Annotated in this window: 16 protein-coding genes and 5 pseudogenes; 17 read left to right on the top strand and 4 right to left on the bottom strand. The window is 38.6% G+C overall.

Annotated elements, in window-relative coordinates; all coding sequences use genetic code 11:
* Positions 1 to 224 precede the first annotated feature (224 nt).
* The 7 genes and pseudogenes from ACZ9AO_RS03340 to ACZ9AO_RS03310 all read left to right on the top strand — a co-directional run.
* Positions 225 to 1,028, top strand: a pseudogene (locus ACZ9AO_RS03340) (transposase); the annotation flags it as partial.
* Between the two features lie 362 nt (positions 1,029 to 1,390).
* Positions 1,391 to 3,520: an ATP-dependent Clp protease ATP-binding subunit gene (locus ACZ9AO_RS03335; protein WP_251544154.1), complete on the top strand. Its 2,130-nt coding sequence runs from the start codon at positions 1,391 to 1,393 to the stop codon at positions 3,518 to 3,520.
* Positions 3,521 to 3,908: 388 nt separating this feature from the next.
* Positions 3,909 to 5,795: pseudogene (gene pulA, locus ACZ9AO_RS03330) on the top strand (type I pullulanase); the annotation flags it as partial.
* 178 nt (positions 5,796 to 5,973) lie between these two features.
* Positions 5,974 to 8,937 (top strand): formate dehydrogenase subunit alpha, encoded by a 2,964-nt coding sequence (gene fdhF, locus ACZ9AO_RS03325; protein WP_476108461.1) that lies wholly within the window; start codon positions 5,974 to 5,976, stop codon positions 8,935 to 8,937.
* A pseudogene (locus ACZ9AO_RS03320) lies at positions 8,930 to 9,451 on the top strand (helical membrane plugin domain-containing protein); the annotation flags it as partial. The gene fdhF and the pseudogene ACZ9AO_RS03320, both read left to right, overlap by 8 nt.
* A gap of 429 nt (positions 9,452 to 9,880) precedes the next feature.
* A complete protein-coding gene (locus ACZ9AO_RS03315; protein WP_476108459.1) occupies positions 9,881 to 10,318 on the top strand; it encodes a spore germination protein in 438 nt (145 codons plus the stop codon).
* 65 nt (positions 10,319 to 10,383) lie between these two features.
* A complete protein-coding gene (locus ACZ9AO_RS03310; protein WP_476108458.1) occupies positions 10,384 to 10,869 on the top strand; it encodes a GerAB/ArcD/ProY family transporter in 486 nt (161 codons plus the stop codon).
* Here the strand turns inward: ACZ9AO_RS03310 and ACZ9AO_RS03305 are convergent.
* Entirely contained in the window at positions 10,864 to 11,082 is a 219-nt protein-coding gene (locus ACZ9AO_RS03305) for a YczF family membrane protein (RefSeq protein ID WP_476108486.1), read from the bottom strand. The genes ACZ9AO_RS03310 and ACZ9AO_RS03305 overlap by 6 nt on opposite strands.
* Before the next feature lie 192 nt (positions 11,083 to 11,274).
* On the opposite strand from ACZ9AO_RS03305, the gene ACZ9AO_RS03300 reads away from it, so the two are divergent.
* The 4 genes and pseudogenes from ACZ9AO_RS03300 (at position 11,275) to ACZ9AO_RS03285 (ending at position 15,641) form a co-directional block, all read left to right on the top strand.
* Positions 11,275 to 11,802 carry a PCYCGC motif-containing (lipo)protein gene (locus tag ACZ9AO_RS03300; RefSeq protein ID WP_476108456.1) on the top strand — a complete coding sequence of 176 codons (528 nt, stop codon included), beginning with the start codon at positions 11,275 to 11,277 and terminating at the stop codon, positions 11,800 to 11,802.
* A 158-nt stretch (positions 11,803 to 11,960) separates the two neighbouring features.
* Positions 11,961 to 12,932, top strand: coding sequence for a UV DNA damage repair endonuclease UvsE (gene uvsE / locus ACZ9AO_RS03295; protein ID WP_476108455.1), 972 nt, complete (start codon positions 11,961 to 11,963; stop codon positions 12,930 to 12,932).
* 504 nt (positions 12,933 to 13,436) lie between these two features.
* Positions 13,437 to 14,009 carry a site-specific integrase gene (locus tag ACZ9AO_RS03290; protein WP_194719377.1) on the top strand — a complete coding sequence of 191 codons (573 nt, stop codon included), beginning with the start codon at positions 13,437 to 13,439 and terminating at the stop codon, positions 14,007 to 14,009.
* A 327-nt stretch (positions 14,010 to 14,336) separates the two neighbouring features.
* Positions 14,337 to 15,641, top strand: a pseudogene (locus ACZ9AO_RS03285) (IS3 family transposase).
* Positions 15,642 to 15,994: 353 nt separating this feature from the next.
* Here the strand turns inward: ACZ9AO_RS03285 and ACZ9AO_RS03280 are convergent.
* Positions 15,995 to 16,705 carry a Dph6-related ATP pyrophosphatase gene (locus ACZ9AO_RS03280; protein WP_476108454.1) on the bottom strand — a complete coding sequence of 237 codons (711 nt, stop codon included), beginning with the start codon at positions 16,703 to 16,705 and terminating at the stop codon, positions 15,995 to 15,997.
* 391 nt (positions 16,706 to 17,096) lie between these two features.
* Here ACZ9AO_RS03280 and ACZ9AO_RS03275 point away from each other — a divergent pair, with 391 nt between their 5' ends.
* From ACZ9AO_RS03275 to ACZ9AO_RS03255, 5 genes are all read left to right on the top strand, one after another.
* On the top strand, positions 17,097 to 17,771 hold the full coding sequence (locus ACZ9AO_RS03275) for a GntR family transcriptional regulator (protein ID WP_476108453.1): 675 nt from the start codon (positions 17,097 to 17,099) through the stop codon (positions 17,769 to 17,771).
* Between the two features lie 14 nt (positions 17,772 to 17,785).
* On the top strand, positions 17,786 to 19,003 hold the full coding sequence (gene lhgO / locus ACZ9AO_RS03270; protein WP_476108452.1) for an L-2-hydroxyglutarate oxidase: 1,218 nt from the start codon (positions 17,786 to 17,788) through the stop codon (positions 19,001 to 19,003).
* A gap of 27 nt (positions 19,004 to 19,030) precedes the next feature.
* Positions 19,031 to 19,372 carry a DUF3870 domain-containing protein gene (locus ACZ9AO_RS03265; RefSeq protein WP_251539600.1) on the top strand — a complete coding sequence of 114 codons (342 nt, stop codon included), beginning with the start codon at positions 19,031 to 19,033 and terminating at the stop codon, positions 19,370 to 19,372.
* 328 nt (positions 19,373 to 19,700) lie between these two features.
* A complete protein-coding gene (gene glaH / locus ACZ9AO_RS03260; protein WP_095392070.1) occupies positions 19,701 to 20,639 on the top strand; it encodes a glutarate dioxygenase GlaH in 939 nt (312 codons plus the stop codon).
* 205 nt (positions 20,640 to 20,844) lie between these two features.
* A complete protein-coding gene (locus tag ACZ9AO_RS03255; RefSeq protein ID WP_476108451.1) occupies positions 20,845 to 21,606 on the top strand; it encodes a uracil-DNA glycosylase family protein in 762 nt (253 codons plus the stop codon).
* Positions 21,607 to 21,932: 326 nt separating this feature from the next.
* Here ACZ9AO_RS03255 and ACZ9AO_RS03250 read toward each other — a convergent pair.
* Positions 21,933 to 22,237, bottom strand: a pseudogene (locus ACZ9AO_RS03250) (transposase); the annotation flags it as partial.
* Between the two features lie 258 nt (positions 22,238 to 22,495).
* Positions 22,496 to 23,608, bottom strand: a complete 1,113-nt coding sequence (locus ACZ9AO_RS03245; protein ID WP_476108450.1) for an NAD(P)/FAD-dependent oxidoreductase — start codon at positions 23,606 to 23,608, stop codon at positions 22,496 to 22,498.
* A 173-nt stretch (positions 23,609 to 23,781) separates the two neighbouring features.
* On the opposite strand from ACZ9AO_RS03245, the gene ACZ9AO_RS03240 reads away from it, so the two are divergent.
* Positions 23,782 to 24,375 carry a branched-chain amino acid aminotransferase gene (locus ACZ9AO_RS03240; RefSeq protein WP_251539593.1) on the top strand — a complete coding sequence of 198 codons (594 nt, stop codon included), beginning with the start codon at positions 23,782 to 23,784 and terminating at the stop codon, positions 24,373 to 24,375.
* Positions 24,376 to 24,448 lie beyond the last annotated feature (73 nt).

Below are 24,448 nucleotides of genomic sequence, written 5' to 3'. Positions count from 1 at the left end.
TGAATCATTTGATACGAAACTTCAAATATTTTCTGAAGATCCATATAGCTGTGCTTTCCTTCAAGGTAAAGTCGTACAATGAATATTTTCTGTTCGGCAGAAAAATTAGCCATAAAAAACACCCCGTAAATGTTAGTTTGGTGTCTAACATTTACGGGGCAGTTCACTTTTGCCTACAGTCTTTTTTGTTTTAAAATAATCTATTAAAACTTGAGGTGATGAGGATGCTTTCGAATCATCGTTCTATTCAACGAGATCACCTTGAATTGATTACTTTAGATCAACTGGTGCCGGCGAACCATTTGGTTCGTAAAATGGGAGGCTTCCATTGACTTCACTTTCATTTATGACTTGGTGAAAGATATGTATTCAAAGTTAGGGCGCCCAAGTATTAATCCAGTATTTTAGTTAAACTGACATTTATTCAATGTACTTTCGGTATTCGTTGCCTGGTAAACAATTGAAGGAGCTGAAACAAATATTGGCTTACCGCTGGTTCTTAGGCTAAGGTTTCCATGATAAAGTACCTCCTTCTCCACATTCGGGGAAAATATGAGCGACGCTTTAAAGATACTGACCTGTTTGAACAGATTTTATGTCACATCTTAACAGCTGCTGATAGGAAGTTAATAAGTGCTGAATACTTATTCGTGGATTCCACACATGTGAAAGCCAATTCGAATAAGCGCAAATGAAAACCATAGAAAGAAGCCTTAGCCAGATAAATTTGCTAAGGCAGCAATCAAAGCAATGAAAGAAAGTACTACGGATTCTGAGAGTGTCTACTATGTGAAAGATGAACGAACAAAACAGTTTTCCTATTCAATCCACCGGCCGCAGACCGTAACGGTTATGTATTGGGAATGATTAAAACACCTGGTAATACACATGACAATCAAATTTTAGAGCTAGTTGAACAAGTGATTGAGAAAGTTGGAAAACCGGAAGCCGTTGCAGCAGATGCAGCTTATAAAACACCAGCGATTACAAGCTACCTATTTAACAAAGAAATCACATCTTCTTTACCTCTAAAAAAAAGAGACTTAATGTAGTCTCTTTTTTTGTTTCAAAAATAAGAGTGGATGAGTCATATGCACAAGACTATGATTAGTCCTGAAAAAGGTGAATGTGTGTTGTGTTAATAGATTAGGTTATCGGGTCCTGAAATGGGTAATGTCAAAAATATGAAGCATTCATTAAAGCTTTTTAGTTGACTGGAAATGGATAGTTTAATATGCTAAGCAAACCAAATCGAAGGAATTCCTTTATTCAAAAAAATTCCCAGACAAAATTATTGAAAGTCAAAGAAGGTCAATGTATAATAAAGTCAGAAAGTCAAAGAAGGTCAAAGATTTATTTTCAATTTAATTTTTTAAAGGAGGAGTACTACATGCTTTGTGAAAAATGCCATGTAAACCAAGCTAATATTCAAGTTCACCTAAATATGAATGGTCAGGAGCATGATGTGAAACTGTGCTCCACTTGTTATAAAGAAGAGCGAAACAAACTTGGAGCAGCTATGGGCGGAATGGATATGGGGAAATTCCAATTTAACGGATCTCCAAATTCATTCAATCCATTTAATTATAATGGTGTACCAAAACCGGATTCAGCTGAACATGGCGAGGACGGAGGATTGCTTGAGGAGTATGGCCGCAATTTGACCGATGCTGCTAAAGCAGGACTTATTGATCCGGTTATCGGACGAAATGAAGAAATCAAACGCGTCATTGAAGTTCTAAACAGACGCAATAAAAATAATCCAGTTTTAATCGGTGAACCTGGTGTCGGTAAAACAGCCATTGCTGAAGGTCTTGCTTTAGCGATTGTTGAAGGTTCAGTGCCAGTTAAATTACGTAATAAGCTAGTATATATGCTTGATGTAGCGTCCCTTGTTTCCAATACTGGAATTAGAGGGCAATTCGAAGAAAGAATGAAGCAATTGATCAGCGAATTACAGGAAAGGAAAAATGTCATTTTATTCATCGATGAAATTCATCAACTTGTGGGAGCAGGTTCGGCCGAAGGATCAATGGATGCAGGAAATATCTTGAAGCCTGCACTTGCACGCGGCGAACTTCAGCTTGTCGGAGCAACCACTTTATCAGAATATAGGAAAATTGAAAAAGACGGTGCCCTTGAAAGACGTTTCCAGCCTGTACAGGTTAACGAACCTACAACGGCTGAGGCACTGGTGATCTTACGCGGTTTAAAAGAAAGTTATGAATCTTATCATGGTGTAACATATAGTGAGGAAGCCCTAAAAGCGGCAGTTGAACTTTCAAACCGCTACATTCAAGACCGATTCCTCCCTGACAAGGCAATAGACTTAATGGATGAAGCTGGTTCCAAATTGAACTTGACCATAGAAGACGGCCAGGTAGAAAACATGAAAGAACGACTGGCGCAAATTTATAAAGAAAAAGAAATGGCCTTAAAAGAAGAAGCATATGAAAAAGCTGCCGTTCTTCGTGATGAAGAAGAAAAACTGGAAAAGTCATTGCAAGCCGGGGAAGATGCAATTAAGCCAACAGTTACTGTTGAAGACATTCAAAATATCATCGAACAAAAGACCGGCATTCCTGTAGGTAAGCTCCAAGAAGATGAGCAAGAAAGAATGGTTCATCTCCAAGCGGAGCTGATGAAAAAAGTAATTGGGCAGGAAGAGGCTGTCAAAAAGGTATCCAAGGCCGTTCGAAGAAGTCGTGCCGGGTTAAAGTCCAAAAATCGTCCTACCGGTTCTTTCCTTTTCGTCGGTCCGACAGGAGTCGGTAAAACCGAATTGGCGAAAACTCTTGCTGAGGAATTATTCGGGGACAAGGACGCTATGATTCGTCTTGACATGAGTGAATTCATGGAGAAACACAGTGTCTCTAAATTAATCGGTTCTCCTCCTGGATATGTAGGACATGAGGAAGCTGGACAATTGACGGAAAAAGTTCGCCGCAAGCCTTACAGTATCATCTTATTGGATGAAATCGAAAAGGCACATCCGGATGTCATGCATATGTTCCTGCAAATCATGGAAGATGGCCGCTTAACCGACAGTCAAGGCCGGACCGTTACTTTTAAAGATACCGTGATCATCATGACGAGTAATGCAGGAGTCGGTGAGAAACAAAAAGTAATGGGATTCGGTACAAGTTCAGCTGTGGAGGAGGCTTCAATCCTGCAATCTTTAGGCAGCTTCTTCAAACCGGAATTCTTGAACCGGTTCGATAGCATTATTGAATTCTCTGCATTGAAGAAAGAAGATCTTCTGCAAATTGTTGATATCATGATTCACGAGCTAGACGAAACACTTGCTGCAAATGGTTTATCTTTAGATGTGACCAATGAAGCGAAACAAAGGCTAATTGAACTCGGATATCACCCAACTTTCGGGGCTAGACCGCTCCGCCGTGTTCTTCAAGAACAGCTCGAAGATGGCATCACAGACTTTATCTTTGAGCAGCCTGAAGTTAAGAACTTCACTGCAATTGTTGAAGATAACTCAGTGAAAATTATTAAAACACCATAAAGAGTACTAGAAATGCCTCCAAGACCGTAAAACTGTTATGGAGGCATTTTTTTCTTTTTTTGGATTCACTTTTCATTAAACGATAAGTAAGGTCCAGCAAAATGACCTGCTGCTTTCGATTATTAAATATAGATTTCTGAATTTTCGACATAATTTGCAGATCGGATGTTTTTATGTGTAATGCCTGTGGAATCATAACATTATGGAAGTTTCACTCATGATTATAAAAATGAATAATTCCTGTTCTAAAATGGGAATTTCAATGGAGGAATGACCTATTAAAGATTCACTTTCTTATTTTGAAGAGGAAAATAAAAATAATCAAAAACCTATGGATAATGAAACGGAAAATCAGTTGGAATCCCTGCCGATTGCTAATATTAATCCGGTAAACCCGTCAGAATTGGATGATTTATATTTCTATGAAGGCAAAGATTTAGGAAATTCCTATCTTAAAGATAAAACGGCATTCCGGTTATGGGCACCACTTGCATCTGAAGCCAAGCTAGTTACTTATAAACATTGGGATGATACAGATGGAATGGAGATTCAAATGGTTCGTTCCGAAAAGGGGACCTGGATCATTGAGCTGAACGGAAATCAGGATGGATTGATTTATACATATAAAGTGAAAGTGGGAGAAACCTGGAGTGAAGCCGTCGATCCCTATGTTCGCGCAGTTACTGTTAATGGTGATAAAGGGGTCGTGATAGATTTAACAAATACGAACCCAAAAAGGTGGACACGGGATAAACCACCTCTTGAAAAAGCTGAGGACATAGTCATTTATGAATTGCATACACGGGATTTATCGATTCATCCTGAAAGCGGAATCCACCATAAAGGTAAATTCTTAGGAGTAGTGGAAGCCGGAACCAAAGGTCCAGAAGGAGTGAAAACGGGTCTTGATCATATTAAAGATCTAGGTGTTACCCATGTTCAGTTGATCCCGATATTTGATTTTGCTACAGTCAATGAAAAGAAATTGAATGAACCACAATATAACTGGGGATATGATCCACAGAATTATAACGCCCCAGAGGGCTCTTATTCAACTGATCCGTATCAACCAAAAGTCAGGATCCGGGAGTTAAAGGAAATGATTCAAGGTTTACATGACCACGGGTTACGAGTAATCATGGATGTAGTATATAATCACGTTTATTCTGTGGCGGACTCAAACTTCCATAAACTCGTTCCCACTTACTTTTTTCGCTATAACGCCGACGGCACCTTATCTAATGGAACTGGTGTAGGAAATGATACTGCTTCCGAACGTAAAATGATGCGAAAATTCATCGTTGAATCCGTAACCTATTGGGCAAAGGAATTTAACCTTGATGGTTTCCGTTTCGATTTAATGGGTATTCACGATGTGGAAACGATGAATGTAGTGAAAAAGGCACTGGCAGAAATTGATCCGACCCTCATTGTTTTAGGCGAAGGCTGGGATATGGATACCCCCTTGGCCCAAGAGCTGAAAGCAAATCAAAAGAATGCTTTTAAAATGCCTGGAATCGCTCACTTTAATGATGCGATCCGTGATGGTTTAAAAGGGTTTGTCATGAATGAACATGATAAGGGATTCGTCAATGGCAAACCAGGAATGGAAGATATTATAAAAAAAGGCATCGCTGGTGGTCTGAAATATGATGAAGATATTGCAACATATCAACGACCAGATCAAGTGATCAATTATGTTGAAGCACATGATAATTATACTTTATGGGATAAGCTGCTCATCACTAATCCAGATGCTACGGAAGAAAAACGGAAACAGATGCATAAATTAGCTTCGGCAATTGTCTTACTGTCACAGGGGATTCCAATGATACATGCAGGACAAGAGTTCATGCGCACGAAGGATGGAGATGAAAATAGCTATCAATCTTCTGATTGGATTAACAGGTTGGATTGGAAAAGGAGAGCGGAGTTAGATCGGGAAGTGGAGTATATGAAAGGGCTGATTTCTCTCAGGAAAAATCATTCTGTTTTTAGGTTAAGCACACCCGAAGAAATTGAGGAGCAATTACAATTCATTGATGCTCCGCCAAATGCGGTTGCGTTCACCTTACAACATCAAGATTATAAAATGGCAGTGATTCATAATGCAAATTGGGATGAGATAACCATTACTCTTCCGCACGAAGGTAATTGGTCCGTTTTAGTGGATGGTCAGCGTGCGGGCCTGGAAGAAATTGATAGGATTAAAGGGAGTCAGATAACCGTTGCCCCTTTAAGTTCGTTTGTATTGAAAGCAAACTCTAATCAATGATACTAAAGTCGAAGTGAGTGAATACTATGTCTCACTTCGGCTTTAGTTCATTTTCTAATAAGAAATTGGTCGAATGAAGACTTCCATTATTCACTTTCACAAGTTTGAGAAAATTTGTGCGAGGGTAGAAAATACCAAATGATGAATTTTATCGTTTTTTAAGAGGGGAGCGATTATTTTGCCAGAGAAAGTGCATATAAAAATCAATAGTGCTGAGACCAGTCTGGAAGGTAATCAAACAATATTACAAATGCTGACGGATAGTTCCATTGAAATCCCGAATGTTTGTTACCACCCTAGCCTAGGTCCTATCGAAACATGTGATACATGTTTAGTGAGCGTTAATGGAGAACTAGTTAGATCTTGTTCCACCGAGATCAAAGATGGGGATGTAATCGATACAGTTGGAGCAGAGGTAAAAGAAGCACAGGTCATGGCGATGGACAAGATATTATATAACCATGAGCTTTATTGTACGGTTTGCGATTATAATAATGGCACTTGTGAAATACACAATACCGTAAAGGAAATGAAGGTAAATCATCAAAGTGTTCCTTTTGATCAAAAACCCTATGAAGTAGATCGGACGAATCCATTCTATCGATATGACCCGGATCAATGCATCCTTTGCGGCCGTTGTGTTGAAGCTTGTCAAGATGTACAGGTCACTGAAACATTGACTATTGATTGGGAAGCAAAACGTCCGCGTGTCATTTGGGATGACAATGTTCCAATCAATGAATCTTCATGTGTGTCATGTGGGCACTGTTCCACCGTTTGCCCGTGTAATGCAATGATGGAAAAAGGAATGGAGGGTGAAGCCGGATTTTTAACTGGCATCGCTAAACAAACTCTTCGACCTATGATAGAAATTACGAAAAATGTTGAAACGGGTTATGGCTCGATTTTAGCGATTTCAGATATGGAATCCGCCATGAGGGATGCAAGGATCAAGAAGACGAAAACGGTTTGTACATACTGTGGTGTAGGATGCAGCTTTGACGTTTGGACCAAAGACCGTAAAATCCTTAAGATCGAACCGCAAGTGGAGGCACCTGCAAATGGAATTTCGACTTGCGTTAAAGGGAAATTCGGATGGGATTTCGTGAATAGTGAAGAAAGACTAACAAAACCTTTAATTAGAGAAGGGGATGCGTTCAGAGAGGCTGAATGGGAAGAAGCCCTTGAATTGATTTCCCGTAAATTCAGCAAAATCAAAGATTCTCACGGTCCGGATTCGATGGCTTTCATAACGTCTTCCAAATGCACCAATGAAGAGTCCTATTTAATGCAAAAGCTGGCAAGGGGCATCATCGGCACGAATAATGTGGATAACTGTTCCCGGTATTGTCAGACACCGGCTACTTTGGGACTATTCAGAACGGTTGGATATGGCGGAGATACAGGGGGCATAAAGGATATCGAAAAGTCCGAACTTGTATTGATCATAGGCTCCAATACATCCGAATCACATCCCGTGTTGGCTACAAGAATCAAGCGTTCCCATAAACTAGGTAAACAGAAGCTGATAGTCGCAGACATCAGAAAGCATGAAATGACTGACCGTTCCGACCTCTTCATCCAGCCTGCTCCGGGATCGGATATGATATGGCTATCGGCCGTCACTAAATATATCGTCGATAAAGGTTGGACAGATAAAGACTTCATTAATAATCGTGTAAATGGGATGGAGGAATATATCAAGACTTTAGAACCCTACACAATGGATTATGCGGAAAAAGTAACAGGCGTAGCTAAGGAAGATTTAATTACGTTGGCAAAAGCCATTCATGAAGCGGGAAGCGTTGCAGCTCTTTGGGCAATGGGCGTTACCCAGCATGGCGGAGGAAGTGATACGAGTACTGCAATTTCCAATTTATTGCTCATAACGGGCAACTACGGTAAACCTGGAACAGGTACTTACCCTTTACGCGGACATAATAATGTACAAGGAGCCAGTGATTTTGGCAGTATGCCGGATCGCTTGCCAGGTTATGAAAAAGTAACGGACGAAAAGGTACGTGCGAAATATGAAAACATCTGGGGTGCAAAAATACCCGAAAACCCTGGCCTTAATAATCATGAAATGGTCGAAGGGATTCATTCAGGTACCATTAAAGCCATGTACTTAAAAGGTGAAGATATGGGGCTGGTCGATTCGAATATCAATCATGTCCATGAAGCATTTGAAAAACTGGACTTCTTTGTGGTACAAGATATCTTCTTATCAAGAACGGCTGAATTCGCCGATGTTGTCCTTCCAGCAAGCCCAAGCTTTGAAAAAGAAGGTACTTTCACGAATACCGAACGCCGTATACAACGTCTGTATCAAGTCTTTGAACCGCTTGGCGACTCAAAGCCTGATTGGCAAATCATAATGAATGTGGCGAATTCGTTAGGAGCGGGTTGGAATTATGGGCATCCAAGTGACATCATGGATGAAGCAGCTAAACTATCACCATTATATGCTGGAGTAAATTACGAACGCTTGGAAGGTTATAAAAGTCTTCAATGGCCAGTTGCTTCAGATGGTAAAGATACTCCACTGTTATTCACGGAAGCTTTTCCGTTTCCCGATGGAAAAGCGAAGTTATTTCCAGTCGAATGGACCAAACCGATTGACTTTGGGGATGAGTTTGATATCCATGTAAATAATGGCCGCTTATTGGAACATTTCCATGAAGGAAACATGACATATAAATCAAAAGGCATCAGTTCCAAAACGCCAAAAGTCTTCCTTGAGGTATCCCGGGAATTGGCAAAAGATAGAGGGCTTGAGGATGGCACCCTTGTTCGGCTCACTTCACCGTATGGACATGCAAAAGTGGAATGTCTAATTACGGATCGTGTAAAAGGTAAAGAAGTTTATCTTCCAATGAACGATTCAGGTGACGGGGCCATCAACCAATTGACAAGCAGCCATTCAGATAAAGATACTGATACTCCTGCCTATAAGGAAGTTCAAGCAAAAATGGAAGTTCTTAGGGTCAAAGGAGACAATCCATTGCCGAGCATCAACCATCGTAATGGGAATCCTCAACCGCAAATGGGTGTACAAGTACAAAAAAAATGGGCCCGCGAAGATTATATATTCCCTGGTGACCTCTTGAAGATCAAAAAGGAGGAGAGGAACCGTGGCTAAAGCGACAAAAGTGATCAATCGAATCAGCATTAGTGATGAAGAAAGAAGAAGGATCGAATTAGAGGATATCCAGCGTACCCTATTGGAAAATAAAGAAGTGATTAAAGAAACGTTTGAAGTCATGAAGGGCATGCAGGATTGTGGGATATTATCGATGGTTAACAGCTTGTTGAAGGAAGGGGATCAAGTGCTGAACATTCTTGTCAAGACAGCGGACACCCCAGAAACGGCAAATACGCTGAAAAATCTGCTTCTCATACTTGGCACATTAGGAACACTTAATGTTCAGCAGCTTGAACCGCTAATCCTGAAAATCAACTCAGGGATTGCCCGTGTAGCTGAAGCTGATAAAACGCCAGAAAAGCCAAGCTATTTAGCGTTACTGCGTTCCTTGAATGACAAAGAAGTCAAACAAGCCATGACTTTCCTGCTGACCTTCATTAAAGGAATGGGAGGAGATACAAGCGATTTAGAAAGAACGACCCAATTACCCGAAAATCAACATTTGCATAAAACGAATGAAACAGCTGACATAGAACGGCCGACCTCCAGAAAATCATACGGATCGAGTATACCCAGTAAAAGCGGAAGCGAAAAAAAACGAAACACCAGCTGGTTTTGGATCGCAGCAGGAGTTTCACTCGTAACCATTCCGCTAACCTTATCTAAAAGTAAGAAATAAAGTAGCACGTTAATATTATTGAAACGGACGTAAAATCGTCTGCGAAATTGACTTTGACTTGAGTGATGGTGAATAATTCCCACCAAAATATTAAAGCCGATGATTCCCTTATAAGGAAACATCGGCTTTTTCGATGGAAAGTACTATCAAAACTTTTTTCACTAGCCTTTTATTACATATATTTATATTAGATACAAATAATAAAGTCAATCATCAGTGAAACGAACAGATACACACACTTAATCAGTAAGGGGCGGAAAAGTGAGAATAGGACGTTCTCTTAAAAGAGCTAAAGAAAAATCTACAACCAATGGCACCTTATCCTGCGAGGTAAATGATAATGTAAAGAGATTGAAGAACGAGCTCGGGAACAGTTCAGATTTGTCTGTTCGAATGATTGAATCTCCACACGATAAATCGGTACAGGCAGCTGTAATCCACCTTGATGGTTTGGCTGATGCTACCATCATTAATGAAAACATAGTTGAACCATTAATAGATTGGTTTAAAGAAAACAAACAAATATTTACAGAGGTAGAAGAACGAGCTAGCCATATTCTAACGGTATCCCAATTATCCGTTAAAGAAAGTTGGCAGGAATTCCTATCAGCGGTTTTGACAGGAGATACGGTTGTATTATTGAATGGCAGTAAAAAGCATTCATCGCCAGTACGAAAAGTCAGCCATCCCGTGCCATAACCGAGCCGACAAGCCAAACGGTCATTAGAGGACCAAAAATTACGTTTACGATGATCCTTCCGTATTTGAATAAAAAGAGTTCTGCCGTTAAAGTGGGCCTTTTTGCGATAATTATAGGTGGGGTTTCATTAACTCTTAATTCGATCATTCTCTTGTCTGTATTAGGTCCCGAGGCGGTTTTAAGGTCTAATTTCCCAGCTCTTACAGCCGTGAGTTATATTAATATCGCTGATTTTATTGAAAGACTGGATACCTTTATTCTTGTTTTAATGATCATTTTAGGCTTTATTAAAATTTCGATTTTCTTTTTTTGTGCCATTATTGGCGCAGCGGACTTATTTCAAATGAAACCTTCTCCTATGTTCATTTATCTTGTTGGCGGTGTTATTTTCATCTCTTCGATTATGATTGCTCCTAGTTATCAGGCACATATAAATGAAGGGTTAAAAGTCGTCCCTTACCTTTTGCATCTACCTTTCCTCATTGGAATCCCCATTCTTTTATTGCTTACGGTATATATAAAACAAAAATTAAAACCGGCAGTATCATGAAGATGGAGGCTGCCGGTTCTTTTTTACTGAGAATACGTTCAAAATAAGAAAGATTATAGTGAATGTAATGAGTAGAAAGTAATCTTCTCCACGAGCTACTATCAAATATTGTTTGATACTATAGAAAGAGTGGAATATACTCAAGCCCTGTAATTTATCAAGGAGTATAATAAGGAAATATGTGCCTAACAAAATAAACAGTGATGGCAGCATTCTCACGACAAGATCACCTCGTTCTTTCTTCTTAAAGTGTGATTTATACTCTATAAATATGCACGAAGTCGTATCGGAAAGTCATTAATAGTATGCTTGTCATTTTATTTCTTATAATAAGGAAACTTATACTTGTAGAAACAGCTTGCGTGCCATAAAATGGGAGTATTAAAATGGTCAAGGAGTGTAAAAATGAAGCTGAAATTAATGACGGTCACTATGGGAATCTGTTTTTCGATAATACTTTCAGGTTGTTCAAGTGAAAAGGAAAGTGTTGTACAAAAAGAAAGCGGACATGAAGGACATTCAGAGCATACGGTATCCGGAGATCTTCAGGAGGAGACCAGCAGTAAGGAAATAGCACCGGATTTTTTAGCTGAAAAACCAGAGGATATGAAGACAATCTATTTAGCTGTTGCTCAAAATAAAGATTTACTAGAAAAAATACCTTGTTACTGCGGTTGCGGAGAGTCAGCTAACCATAAAAATAATTATGATTGTTTTATCCATGAGAATAAAAAAAATGGTGAAGTGGTTTGGGATGACCACGGGACAAGATGCGGAGTTTGCTTGGAAATTGCTGCGCAATCCATATTGGACTTGAATGACGGCATGAGCGTCAAAGAGATCCGGAATAAAGTCGATGAAAAATATAAAAGTGGGTATGCTAAACCAACTCCTACCCCTGAAGTGGGAGTGAAAAAAAGCATGAAATTCTAGACTGAAATGATAACTTGGAAAAATGGCTTTGGCCCGATATTCTTTCGGAAAAAGGCCATTTTTTTAATTTCTTGGAGCGGTGGATTTTTCACATATATATTATTGGTCAAAAAGGGGAATACTTCCATTAAACATTCAACCGTAAAGGAGATATCACCTTGACATTAATCCGCCTTGGTTATGTAGCCATGAGTAATCTTGTGCCAAACTGTTCACCATCCCAAACGATGACTTATGCTCAGTTTTCGAAGATTAAGGACAGAGATGCAGCGATAAGGAAGCTCGAACGCCTTTCAATATCCAATCTTCATAATTGCTGGCGTTTATTGATTCATAACGAAGCTAATAATATTCAGTTCTTTAGGCTTTCTTCAAAACTTATCCCTTTAGCCAATCATCCGGAAATTCCAAAATGGGATTACATAGATCCCATTTCAGAAGAACTGGCTAAATTAAAAACATTCATAAAGAATCACCCAAAAATAAGGATAGATTTTCACCCAGATCATTTTGTCATCTTGAATAGTTCAAATATCGAGATTCTGAAAACATCCTTAAAAACATTAAGGATGCATTATACTTTATTAAAAAAAATGGGAGTGGATCCTGAACACCGCTGTGTTTTACATGTTGGCGGGGGGTATGGCGAGCATGTACAGGCATTAGAGCAGTTTATCCATAATTGGGGTTTGATTCCGGAATCGATTCAAAGAATGGTCATTCTTGAGAATGATGATACTACCTTTACATTGTCGGAAACCCTTTATTTATGTGAGAAATTAGGAATACCGATGGTTTTTGATTATCACCATCACCTCGCACATCATTTACCAAGTGAAGATTGGAAAGATCATTGGGACCGAATATTGAATACCTGGAGTAATTCCGAACTACCTCCTAAAATGCATATTTCAAGTCCAAGGTCCGATAAAGAATATCGAGCACATGCTGACTTTGTGGATACTGCTATGTTCATGGAATTTTTGCAACAAATAAAGGGAAGCTTACCACATCTCGATTGCATGATTGAAGCAAAACAAAAAGATGGAGCGCTTTTCCAGTTGATGGAGGAGCTGAAAAGTCACAAAGACATAGAAATCATTGATGATGCCAGTTTTTATATTCATTAATGGATTGGGGAATATTTGACAAAGGGAAGTAAATTGAATTCTCTTTGTTAAATTTAAAATGAAGAAATGTTTAATAGATAAGTTTACATAATTATATTATAATAAATTAAATGAATTGACAAATAAACTGAAAGTGGATTTGTTACTAGCATTGATTGGAAGGAAGATATTCTATACATTATTTTACAAAAATATAATAAAAGTCAAAAAAACGAGCTCCATATTTGGCTTTTAAAGCTATTGTTTTAATTCATTGGAGTCATAAGTCAAGAACCGATTAAAAGCGCTCTATGAAGCTATAAGACGGTGAAAGGAGGGTAGTAGATTATTAGCTCTTTTTGGGACGAATTTATAAGAATATTCCGAATGTAACAAAGGACCTCTATTGATACATTCGAAATCCCGTTAAATCAAGGTTTATAAGCGTATCAAAATTTATAAAACTTGCCTTTTTTTAAGCTGTTCACGTACAATGAAAGAAGGAGAAAGGGGAATGAGCCGTTCATGCAAGCAACCTCTCAAAGAATTAAAAATGTCCAGCCGATACGCAGGTTGGATCACATAGAAAAGATGAAAAAATCACTATTAAAATATTGCAGCTACAGGGATTATATGATGTTTTCGATCGGGATAAACATCGGGTTACGTATAGGCGACCTTTTACAATTGCGAGTGAAAGACATCCTTGAGGGTACGCATATAGTCATCGTGGAGCAAAAAACAGATAAAATTAAGCGGTTTCTTGTCAATCCTCAACTTCGTAAGGAAGTTAGGAAGTATGTCCGGAAATCGAACCTGAAAAATGAACAGTATTTATTTCCAAGTCGAAAAGGTAATGGTCCAATCACTAGGGTGCAGGCCTATCGGGTTCTGAACAAAGCGGCTGAAATGGCAGACATTCCGGATGTCGGTACACATACCCTCCGAAAAACCTTCGGCTATTTGCATTACCAAAAATTCAAGGATATCGCTTTACTGCAACAAATCCTTAATCATTCCAATCCAAAAGATACGATGATTTACATAGGACTCACACAGGATTTAATGGACGAAACATTAATGGATTTCTATTATTAACTGAACGGACAAAGACAACTCCTGTATTTTTCATTCTATTTATATGGATAACACAGTCCTTTAGAAGAGCGTTATTATAGAGAAACATTATTTCGTTATATTTCTTAAAGGATAGATAAAACCGGCATCATTGGTGCGGAGAGAAAGGGCTTTCGGAAGGGGAAACGCTCCTTTTACTAGGAAAATCACCTTCACTGAGGATTTTAAAAAAATAAGAGTTTTGGTCGGGCAATAGTTTTAAATCAACCGAATGACTTTTCAAAAAAGACTAGAATTGAACTGCACCCCAATTATTAGACACCATCTAACAATTGGAGGTGCTTTTTTATGACAAAATATTCATTAGAGTTGAAATTAAAAGCCGTCCTTGCTTATTTAGAAGGAATGGACTCATTTAGAACTGTAGCCAATCAATTTAATATCAGTTTGACTCCTTTAAAGCAATGGGTGGCGCATTATAAAGAACATGGAATAGAAGGGCTAATGTCTACCTATACAAATTATGATATTAGCTTTAAGATGGATGTACTAAACTATATGAACGATTTTGGAGTGTCTAGTACCCATGCAGCTGCTGTGTATAACATTGCTTCTCCTTCTACTATTACTAATTGGCTAAAGCAATTGGAGGAGTACGGCGTTGACGCTCTTGAAACGAAGAAAAAACCAGTAGAAGGGTCATTAGAGGCGTTACAGGCTGAAAATGAAAGATTACGTGCAGAGAATGCATATTTAAAAAAGTTGAGAGCCTTAGTTCAAGAAAGCGAAGCGTCCGAACGCAAAAAGCGAAAGTAGTACATGAACTAAGGGGAGATTTTAATTTAAAGCTCCTTCTGTCCGTCGCAAATCTCGCAAGGAGTACCTATTATTATTGGATAAACGCCTTCGGGCGTCAGGATAAATACGAAGAAATAAAGCCAGTTATCCAGGAGATATTTCATACGAATAAAGGGAGATACGGGTATCGACGCATTACATTGGAATTACGTAATAGAGGGATTTCAATGAACCATAAAACGGTCCTTCGATTGATGAAGGAGTTGGGACTAAAGTGTCTGGTCCGTATGAAGAAATACCGTTCATACAAAGGCAAGATTGGAAAGGTTGCGCCTAATATCCTCAATCGTAATTTTAAGGCAACAAAGCCAAATCAAAAATGGGTTACGGACGTAACTGAATTTCATTTACACGGTGAAAAGTTGTATTTATCGCCCATCCTAGACTTATTTAATGGAGAGATTATTGCTTACAATATCGAATCACGTCCTGTTTATCCCTTAGTCTCCAAGATGCTTGACCAAGCCTTAATGCGCTTGGAATCGAAAGATTCCCCCGTTCTCCATTCAGATCAGGGCTGGCATTACCAGATGAAACAATACACATGATTTGAAAAGACATAACATTAAACAAAGCATGTCCCGAAAAGGAAATTGTCTCGATAATGCGGTCATTGAAAACTTCTTTGGCTTATTAAAATCCGAATTACTCTATCTTCAAGAATTTGAAAGCATGGAGCATTTCAAACAAGAACTGGAAGAATATATCCATTACTACAATCATCGACGAATCAAGGGAAAATTAAAAGGCATGAGCCCAGTAGATTACCGGGTTCATGCCCTCAAGGTTGCCTAATTAAATAAAGTGTCTAACTTTTTGGGTTCACTTCAAATATATAGTCTTTTTTTTGATATCACCTCTACTGATTTTTATAAATCGCTCAATTTCTTATCAATATAGTATATTAGAAATATTTTTTCTTTTAAAAATCTGTTGTTCTCCGGTTTAACAAATAATAAATCAGAAAGTTATCAGTAATGAATGGTTGCTGCAAAATGAAGTAACTATAATATCATTATGTTAACTAAAGTGATATTATCCTACTGTTAAAGGACTCCTTAGATGAACTGCACCTCAATCGTTAAAGAACATCACATAATCGGGGTGCAGTATAGAGTGGTTGCCAGGAATATTGGTAATAAGTTCGGTTATAAGGTACTCTTATTCGTCATCTTATCTAGCTCCAAAGGTAAAAACGCATACTCCCCGTCCTTAATAATTACACATTTACGAACTGGAATTGGCTGTTTAAAAATAGGCCCATCTATTACTGTTGTATGAAACTCTCCACCTTCTCCGCAGGGGTCAATGCCGCGAGCTTCAAGTTCCTTCACGTATTCATGGGTTAACGTTCGTCCTAAATCATCCTCTCGCATTCCCAATGATAAATTAACGGTTACAATGATCGTAACGAATCCTAGATTCATGAACTCTTCGACAGCTTGACGATGGTTCATTTCCCACAAAGGCATTCCAAGCTTCAACCCGGCATTCTTCGTAACCTTTTCATGCCAACAGCCATGGGCAGGCATATCCAGGTCTCCAGTTACCAACACTTCTGCTCCTTGATTCTTTGCATCTTCTAAAAGGCGCATAAATACCTTTTCATAATCAGTCCAACTGGCAGCCGCAGTATATACAGGCAAACCTATTGATTCAGCTTGGGCTTTTATGAGTTCCGGAGGCATTCCATGGGATCTGGAACGTTTTCCTTCCTCCTCCAGCATGACAATCAGCCCTACAGCTTCTCCAACCTTCAATGCTTTATATAAGGCTAAGACACTATCCTTTCCTCCGCTAAAAGATGCTATGAATTTATGCCCGTGAGCACTATTTTTCCAATCGATTAATTCTGCCATGCAATTTTCCCCTTTATTCTAATGACTTTTATCAATTTCATATTTTGTATTTCATAACTATATTTGTTTGATTTTAACACGGTTGGAGCCTGCATATAAGATATTAATGTATCTTGATACAAAAAGACTTGATTTAAATGGAATTTCATCCAAAAAAAACTTCTCTATACTGAACTGAACAATATAAGATGATTATTTTAAATCACTAGTGTATAGCTACATATAAATGAATGCCATAAATTATCTTTATATGAGAGAAGTAGATGTTTACCTAGGAATGTATCCAGTGTTTTTTTAATTGGATACAATTTATTTAATTTTCTGTATTGTAATCGCTTTATTAAGTTGATATAGTTTTAATTGTATCCAATATCGAAAGGTGGACGCTGGATTGGATAATGCTAATTCTAAAAGAGATAAATCTACAATCGTAAAAAATGTAACGAAAAGTCTTAGGAAGGCGATTTTGAATGGGACGTTGAAAAAGGGGGAGCGACTCATCCAAGAGGAGTGGGCAGATCGCCTGGAAGTAAGCAGAATGCCCATTCGTGAAGCCCTTACACAACTTCAAATGTTGGGGTTGGTGGAAATGGTTCCTCATAAAGGAGCAATCGTCACACCGATTACCCGGGATGATATTGAAGAAATTTATCATACCAGGTCTCTGCTTGAAGGCCTTGCTGTAGAAAAGTCGCTTCCTTTTTTAACAAAGGAGGATAAAGAAAAATTAAAGGGAATTTTGATTGAAATGGAAGGGATTCAGTTATCTGATGAAACCAATGAACATTATATCCTTTTGAATGCGGCTTTTCATGAAACCCTCCGAAAAGGGTGCCCATGGCCAAGAGTTCAAAAAATGGTAGAAACGTTGGGGATCTCACCCATTGCGCCGAATTTGCTGATTGATTATTACCCAGAAACGCAACGGGAACACCGGATGATATATGAAGCGGTACTAAGAGGGGATCCTGCAGAACTAAGGGCAGCAGTAGAATTTCACATCTTACGGACTAAGAACAATTTAATTACGTATATGGAGTTGCTGAATACTAAAAATCATCAATAAAAGGAGTGTTAATTGTGTATGATTTCGCAATTGTTGGCGGGGGAATTGTAGGTTTATCGACGGGAATGGCCCTTTATCAGCGGTTTCCTAATGCTAAAGTGGTAGTCATTGAAAAAGAGGCTGTTGTTGCAGATCATCAAACGGGGCATAACAGCGGCGTAATCCATTCAGGAATTTATTATAAACCAGGCAGTTTCAAAGCACGGTTTGCCCGTCAAGGAAGCAAATCAATGACGGAATTCTGCAGGATGCATGGAATTGATCATGATATTTGCGGCAAGGTCATTGTTGCAACAAAACCAGAAGAGTTGCCCCTTCTAGATGATTTATTTTCACGCGGTTTACAAAATGGGCTAGCTATCCAAAGAATCGGTGTGGAAGAGTTAAAGGAAATTGAACCGCATGTTAATGGACTTGGAGCGATTCGCGTCCCGCAAGCTGGCATCGTCAATTATCGTCAGGTAAGTGAAAAGATGGCGGATATCATCCGAGGCAACGGCGGTGAAATCAAGCTGAATACAAAGGTGGAGAAGATTGACGAGGATTCTGATGAAGTCATCATCGCTACGAACAACGGGACGATAAAAGCAAGGATAGTCATTAATTGCGCTGGATTGCACAGTGACCGTATCGCAGCAGCCGCGGGGTATAAAACTGATATGAAAATTGTCCCGTTTCGGGGTGAATATTTTAAATTGAAGCCCGAAAAGCGCTTTCTTGTCAATCATTTAATTTATCCGGTACCTAACCCTAAGTTTCCATTTCTAGGAGTTCATTTCACACGGATGATTAGCGGCGAAGTAGATGCTGGACCAAATGCTGTACTAAGTTTCAAACGTGAAGGTTATAAAAAAACTGACTTCAATGCGAAGGATTTAACTGAAGTTTTAAGCTATAAAGGTTTTTGGAAACTGGCCAGTAAATTCATGAAGGAAGGGATGGATGAATATGTCCGTTCTTTTAGTAAAAAGCAATTTACGAAAAGCCTGCAGGAATTGATTCCGGAAATTCAAGAAAATGATTTAATCCCTGCACCTGCTGGAGTCCGGGCACAGGCGTTACAGGATGATGGTAATATGGTGGATGATTTTCATATTATAATGGGGAAACGGACCATTCATGTTTGTAATGCACCGTCACCTGCAGCAACAGCCTCCATTGAAATTGGAAAAGAGGTTGTTACCCGCATTCCGGAACAAACACACTTATTGGAAGCTGTATTGACAAAATAATATTTGTTAAAGAGAGGAAGAGGCCTCATGTTCAATGGTAAAACAATTTTTATTGCAGGTCACGCACGTTTACCTCAAGGGATGGCGGCGAAAAGTGTCTTTGAAACTTTGACCATCACTGCAGAAGTCGATGCTAAATATGGTGTTGTCCTGGAGGCTTCTTGTACACTGGCAACAGAGCATGGACGGGAATTTATTGGGCGTGTATTAAAAGGGATCAGTTTAAATGATGGTGTTGATGAAGCGATAGAATCGATTACATCTTATTATCGGGGGAAAGCGGCTAATGCATTGATTGCTGCCTTGAAGGACCTGGATCTCCATTTTCAGCAAATTAAAGCGGCAGAAAAAACGAAACTACCAAGTTAGTAAAATGATTTATCAGAATAATTTGTAAAAGATGTTGACATTTTTACGGAAAAACGTTTTAATGTAATTAAGCCAATATTATGACATTAACACCTTTTGGAAAATACCTTTTCAGAATCGTGTAAAGATCTTAATGATTGGAAACAGGAAAAATAAATCATACATAAACTGCATATTCGCTGTGACTCTATTTGCATAGAGCAGTGAAGTGAATATAAGCCAGTTGTACAGTTGGATTCCCATTTTATTTGGGGATCATGTGCGACTGGCTTTTTATATTTCCTGTTAACTTTGTCACCTATATTACAAATAACAGGAGGAATCATTCATGAACATTGCAGAAAAAAAGAGAGCGAAGTTTGAAAGGAAAACAGAAAAATACGAGGTGAAAGTTCACCCTCAATCCAGCCGTTTATATCATATTGAAATTTCAAAAGAGGCGATTGCTGCTTTTTTAGAAACGGTATCCAAGGATAATCAGTCTGTTCAACATCTGGAATATACGCCATATGCACGACTCATCATTGCTTCATATCTTTTGGATCAAGTAGGGGAAGACTTTGGTGAATTGCTTCGTAACATCGTTCATGATCGGGAATCCGGCGGCTTCACCCTTGGCTTGGAGGGTGTCACGGAGAATACAGATGAATATGTCATTTTTGCAACGGCCATTTCATACTTGCTGGGAACTCCAAACCATGATTCCATGTCAGGGAAATATTATGCCCGCTTCAGTGTTCAAGACACGGATAGCAGTGATTCATATTTACGTCAGGCTTATCGTTTATTTACACTTCATACGGATGGCACCTTTGTAGATGAACCAACGGACTGGTTACTAATGATGAAGATGATCGAACAAAATGCACGCGGTGGCGAATCACGTTTATTGCATTTAGACGATTGGAAAGAGCTTGATATGTATGTGAATCATCCATTATCCAGCCACAAATTTACGTATAAAGCTCCAAAAAGTAAGAACGTTGACCAGGAAATTGAAAGATTGACCTTCTTCAATCATAATAACAAACCTGGTGTATGTTTTATCGATCAATTTGTTTATCCTGAATCAATCGAACAAGCCAAATACTTGCGCGATTTATCCAATTCATTAGAAAGTGATGAAAGTGTACTTGAACTTGAACTGCCTGTTGGAGATTTAGTTGTTGTCAACAACATATTCTGGCTTCACGGCCGCGCTGCATTTGAAAAGGATCCGAACCTGAATCGTGAATTACTTCGCCAACGCGGAAGGTTCAATCAATAGTTTCAATTTGTAAACCCAAACATTTTTTTCATCCCCAAATACCATTTTAAAGATAAATTCTTTTCAATCCAAGGGTTGGAAAGCAATTTATCTTTTTTTTGAGGTTTCCAACAAGATTCATAATGCCCCTATGTCGGTGGCAAATCTGGATTTCTGATATACTGAATTGGCCAAAATAAATAAAGGGAAGAAGGGGTAGTAATTTATGGGAATCGCTAATTTTTCTAAGTTTACGCAATTTAAAGACTTAATTAAAGCTTTACCTGCTGTCTATCAAGATGAAATGATAAAGAGCGAGCAATTTTTGCTTGAAAGAGAAGAAAAGAAAAAACTCGAAATATATTATGCTCCTTTCGAATATATAAATGAACGGGCCAAAGTGGTGATTGTCGGAATCACTCCTGGTTTACATCAAATGAAAAAATCTTATTCTACCGTAATTAATGCAAGAGGGCACCTGCATGGTGACGAAGAGATCCTGCACGAAGTAAAAAAAAATTCCAGTTTTGAAGGAACGATGAGAAAAAATTTAGTTAAAATGTTGGATGAGCTTGGATTACACACATACTTAAACATTTCGTCCACACTAGATCTTTTTGACGAAGCGAGTCACCTCGTTCATACTACCTCAGTTTTAATCTACCCAGTTTTTTATAACGGAAAAAACTATAGTGGAACAACTCCGAACATTTTAAAGACCGAGTTGCTTAAAAAAAATATAATGGAAGGCTTTGCTACCGAAATAGGTACCATTGAACGACCGCTTATTATTCCTTTAGGCGTTAATGTTACCAAGGTCTTAAACTATTTAGCGGGTCAAGATTATATGGATGCCAATAACATACTTCTAGGATTTCCTCATCCATCTGGAGGGAATGGTCATCGTCATAAGCAATTTGCAGCAAATAAAGAGCAAATGAAAATGATGTTACAGCACTATTTTTCAAAGGAAATGACCGTGGGTTAAAAAGGAGTGCTGTATGCTCATTGAATCTTTTGTAGGTATAAAAGGATGGGAAACAGTTGATTATTGAATTCCATAATTCATCTATTTGTGTTAAAAGTAAAATTAACTATTTACTACTGATATTATGGTGATTATAATAGGAACGAATGTTCTTAATTATAGGAGGCATTAACATGGATGAATTAGAGGAATTTTTAAAAACACTCACTATTGAAGAGTTAAAAGTTATTTATGAAGAAGTAAGTGAACCTGATATTAATAAATAGATGAAATAAATTGAAATGGAAGATTCTTATTTTTTCATTTCAAAGAACAGCATGATTTTTGAAATGAGGTACTTTATCATGAAAACCATAGCCTAAGAACCAACGGAAAGTCATATTTGTTTCCGCTTCTTCAATCGTTTTACGCATGGAGCGAATACCAAAGGTATGTTGAATGAATGTCAGTTTAACTAAAATAACTGGATCAACACTTGGGCGTCCTACCTATGAATACATATCTTTCACCAAGTCATAAATGAAAGTGAAGTCAATGGCAGCCTCCATTTTACGAACCAAATGGTTCGGTGGCACCAGTTGATAATCAGTTCAAGTTGATCTCGCTGAATAGAATCATGTTTAGAAAGCATCTTCATCACCTCAAGTTTTAATACTTCTATTTTAAAACGAAAATGACTAGGCAAAAGTGTTCTATCTAAAAGTTAAAGCAACGTCCAAGCCATAAAAAATAGACAAACTCTATTTTCCTCGAGTTTGTTTACAGTCTGAATCAAGGACCCATTAAGGTCCTTGATTTTTTTATGAAAAGGACCATTTTAAAAAAACGGAACTGATCATTTTCTGATCAGTCGAGTTCATACAGCAAGTTAATTAAAGGGAAGCTAAATTTATAGCGCACCTCTTACATCATAATTTTCGATTTCGATTTCAATTTCTCTGTCAAGTGCGAGGTTTGCCAATAGTGAGCCTATATATGGGCCCATTGTTAAACCTGAAGCTCCAAGACCATTGGCTACGATTATGCCTCCCCAGCCAGGTAAAGGTCCCATGACGGGAAGGAATCCCGGCGTGAATGGACGGAATCCGACCCTTGCTTCAACAAACGTACTATCTGTCAAACCGGGGGCGGTTTGCAAGGCTTTGTTGAAAACCTCCTGCAGCCCTCCTGCGGTCATTCGGTTATCGAAAACTTCCGTATTTTCATGAGTCGCCCCCGCAACGATTTTATTATTATCAAAAGCCAATAGATATTGATCACTCGGAGGCATGACTACAGGCCAGTTATTTGTATTTTCATTTGCCATTTCCAGATGAATGATTTGAGCCTTTTGGAAAGTCACTTGAAAATTCACGCCCAGTGGTTTCAGTAATTCCGATGCCCAGGCGCCAGCACAAACAATCACTTTATCAGCAGGAATGAATTCATCTCTAAGTGTTACACCTGACACTTGAGTACCGTTATATGTAAGTTTAGCCTCGCCATACATAAGTTTTGCACCGTATTTTTGTGAAGCCCTCAATAAGGAATCACGTAGTGCGCGTCCATCGACCCGCGCTGCACCACTCACATGAACGGCTGCATATTCGCTGGAAAGAGGCGGGAATAAGGCACGTGTTTCCTCTGCGGAAAGTAAGGTGATCGCCCCCATCTCCGGTGCATCTTCTTGCCGTTTTGTCGCCCGGTTCTTCATGGCATTCAGTTTAGCTTCATCTGTATGCAGACTTATGGCACCGACCTGGGCATACCCGGTCTCGGTTTCACCGTCCCGTTCAAGTTCTTTAATTAAACCCGGGTAAAATGCCGCACCATTTTTGGCAAGAAGATACCAAGCTTGGTTGCGTCTTTGCGATATCCACGGGCAAACGATTCCAGCAGCTGCAGATGTTGCTTGACCGACATCTTGGCGGTCAATAATAATCACTTCAACCCCATTTTTAGCCAACTGATAGGCAGTGGAAGCTCCCAAAATTCCTGCACCAACTACAATGATTTTTTGCATGATTCAACATCTCATTTCTTTCATATGTATAAACACTTACCACTACTATATCGAAGACTCGAAATGATTGCCATATCTGATATTGTAATTTCTTTCACAAAGTTATTTTATCTATACTGAATATGCTATGATTGAAATTGTGAAAGCTTGAAAAGACACTAGGAGGACATATCATGCTAAAAAAACAAATGGAATCATACATATCAAAATCCGTAATCGAAAACAAGATTGAGTTATTTAAAGAAGAAAAGGATTATGTAGAAAAGCATAAATTACTCGCTGAAGATATCATTATAGTGGAAAAAGAAAATGCATCGCGTTTTACGGATGCTTATATGGAGCGCAGTAATAAAGAGAGCGAAGAATTAATCTCTGAAGAGAACTCTGCATTTTTATCACAACCGATCGAGTATTTGAAAAAAAACAAAGATGAATTCCTTTACTTTGAATCACAATGGTTCGAATTAATCGGTGTTGAGGCACTTTCGTTAGAAGTCGATGATGTTTTCGGTACATATAATGCGATGTTCGGATTGAAATTCCAGAAAAAAATGGGAGATGTTTTAAAAACGTATTTAACCAAGGAACTCCAAGAAGGAATTGGGTCGTTCAGTTTAATGTTTAACCAGGGCGAAGGGCTATGGGATGTGAATTTTGCCTTGGATAACATTAATGGGTTTCAAGAAGACATGTCATTGGAAGAAGCTTTTCATTTAATTTATCATTTTCTTTTCAACCTTGTTCAAACGATCGAGGAAGATATGTAAAACGAGGTGCCGCCATTAATTTTAATGGCGGTCTTTTTAATTTTCATGGATTAACCATTGCCCCTTGGCTATG

The organism is Peribacillus sp. TE19612 (genome assembly GCF_056279465.1).
The sequence above is the reverse complement of the archived record's forward strand: the minus strand, read 5'-3'. Positions and strand labels throughout refer to the sequence as shown.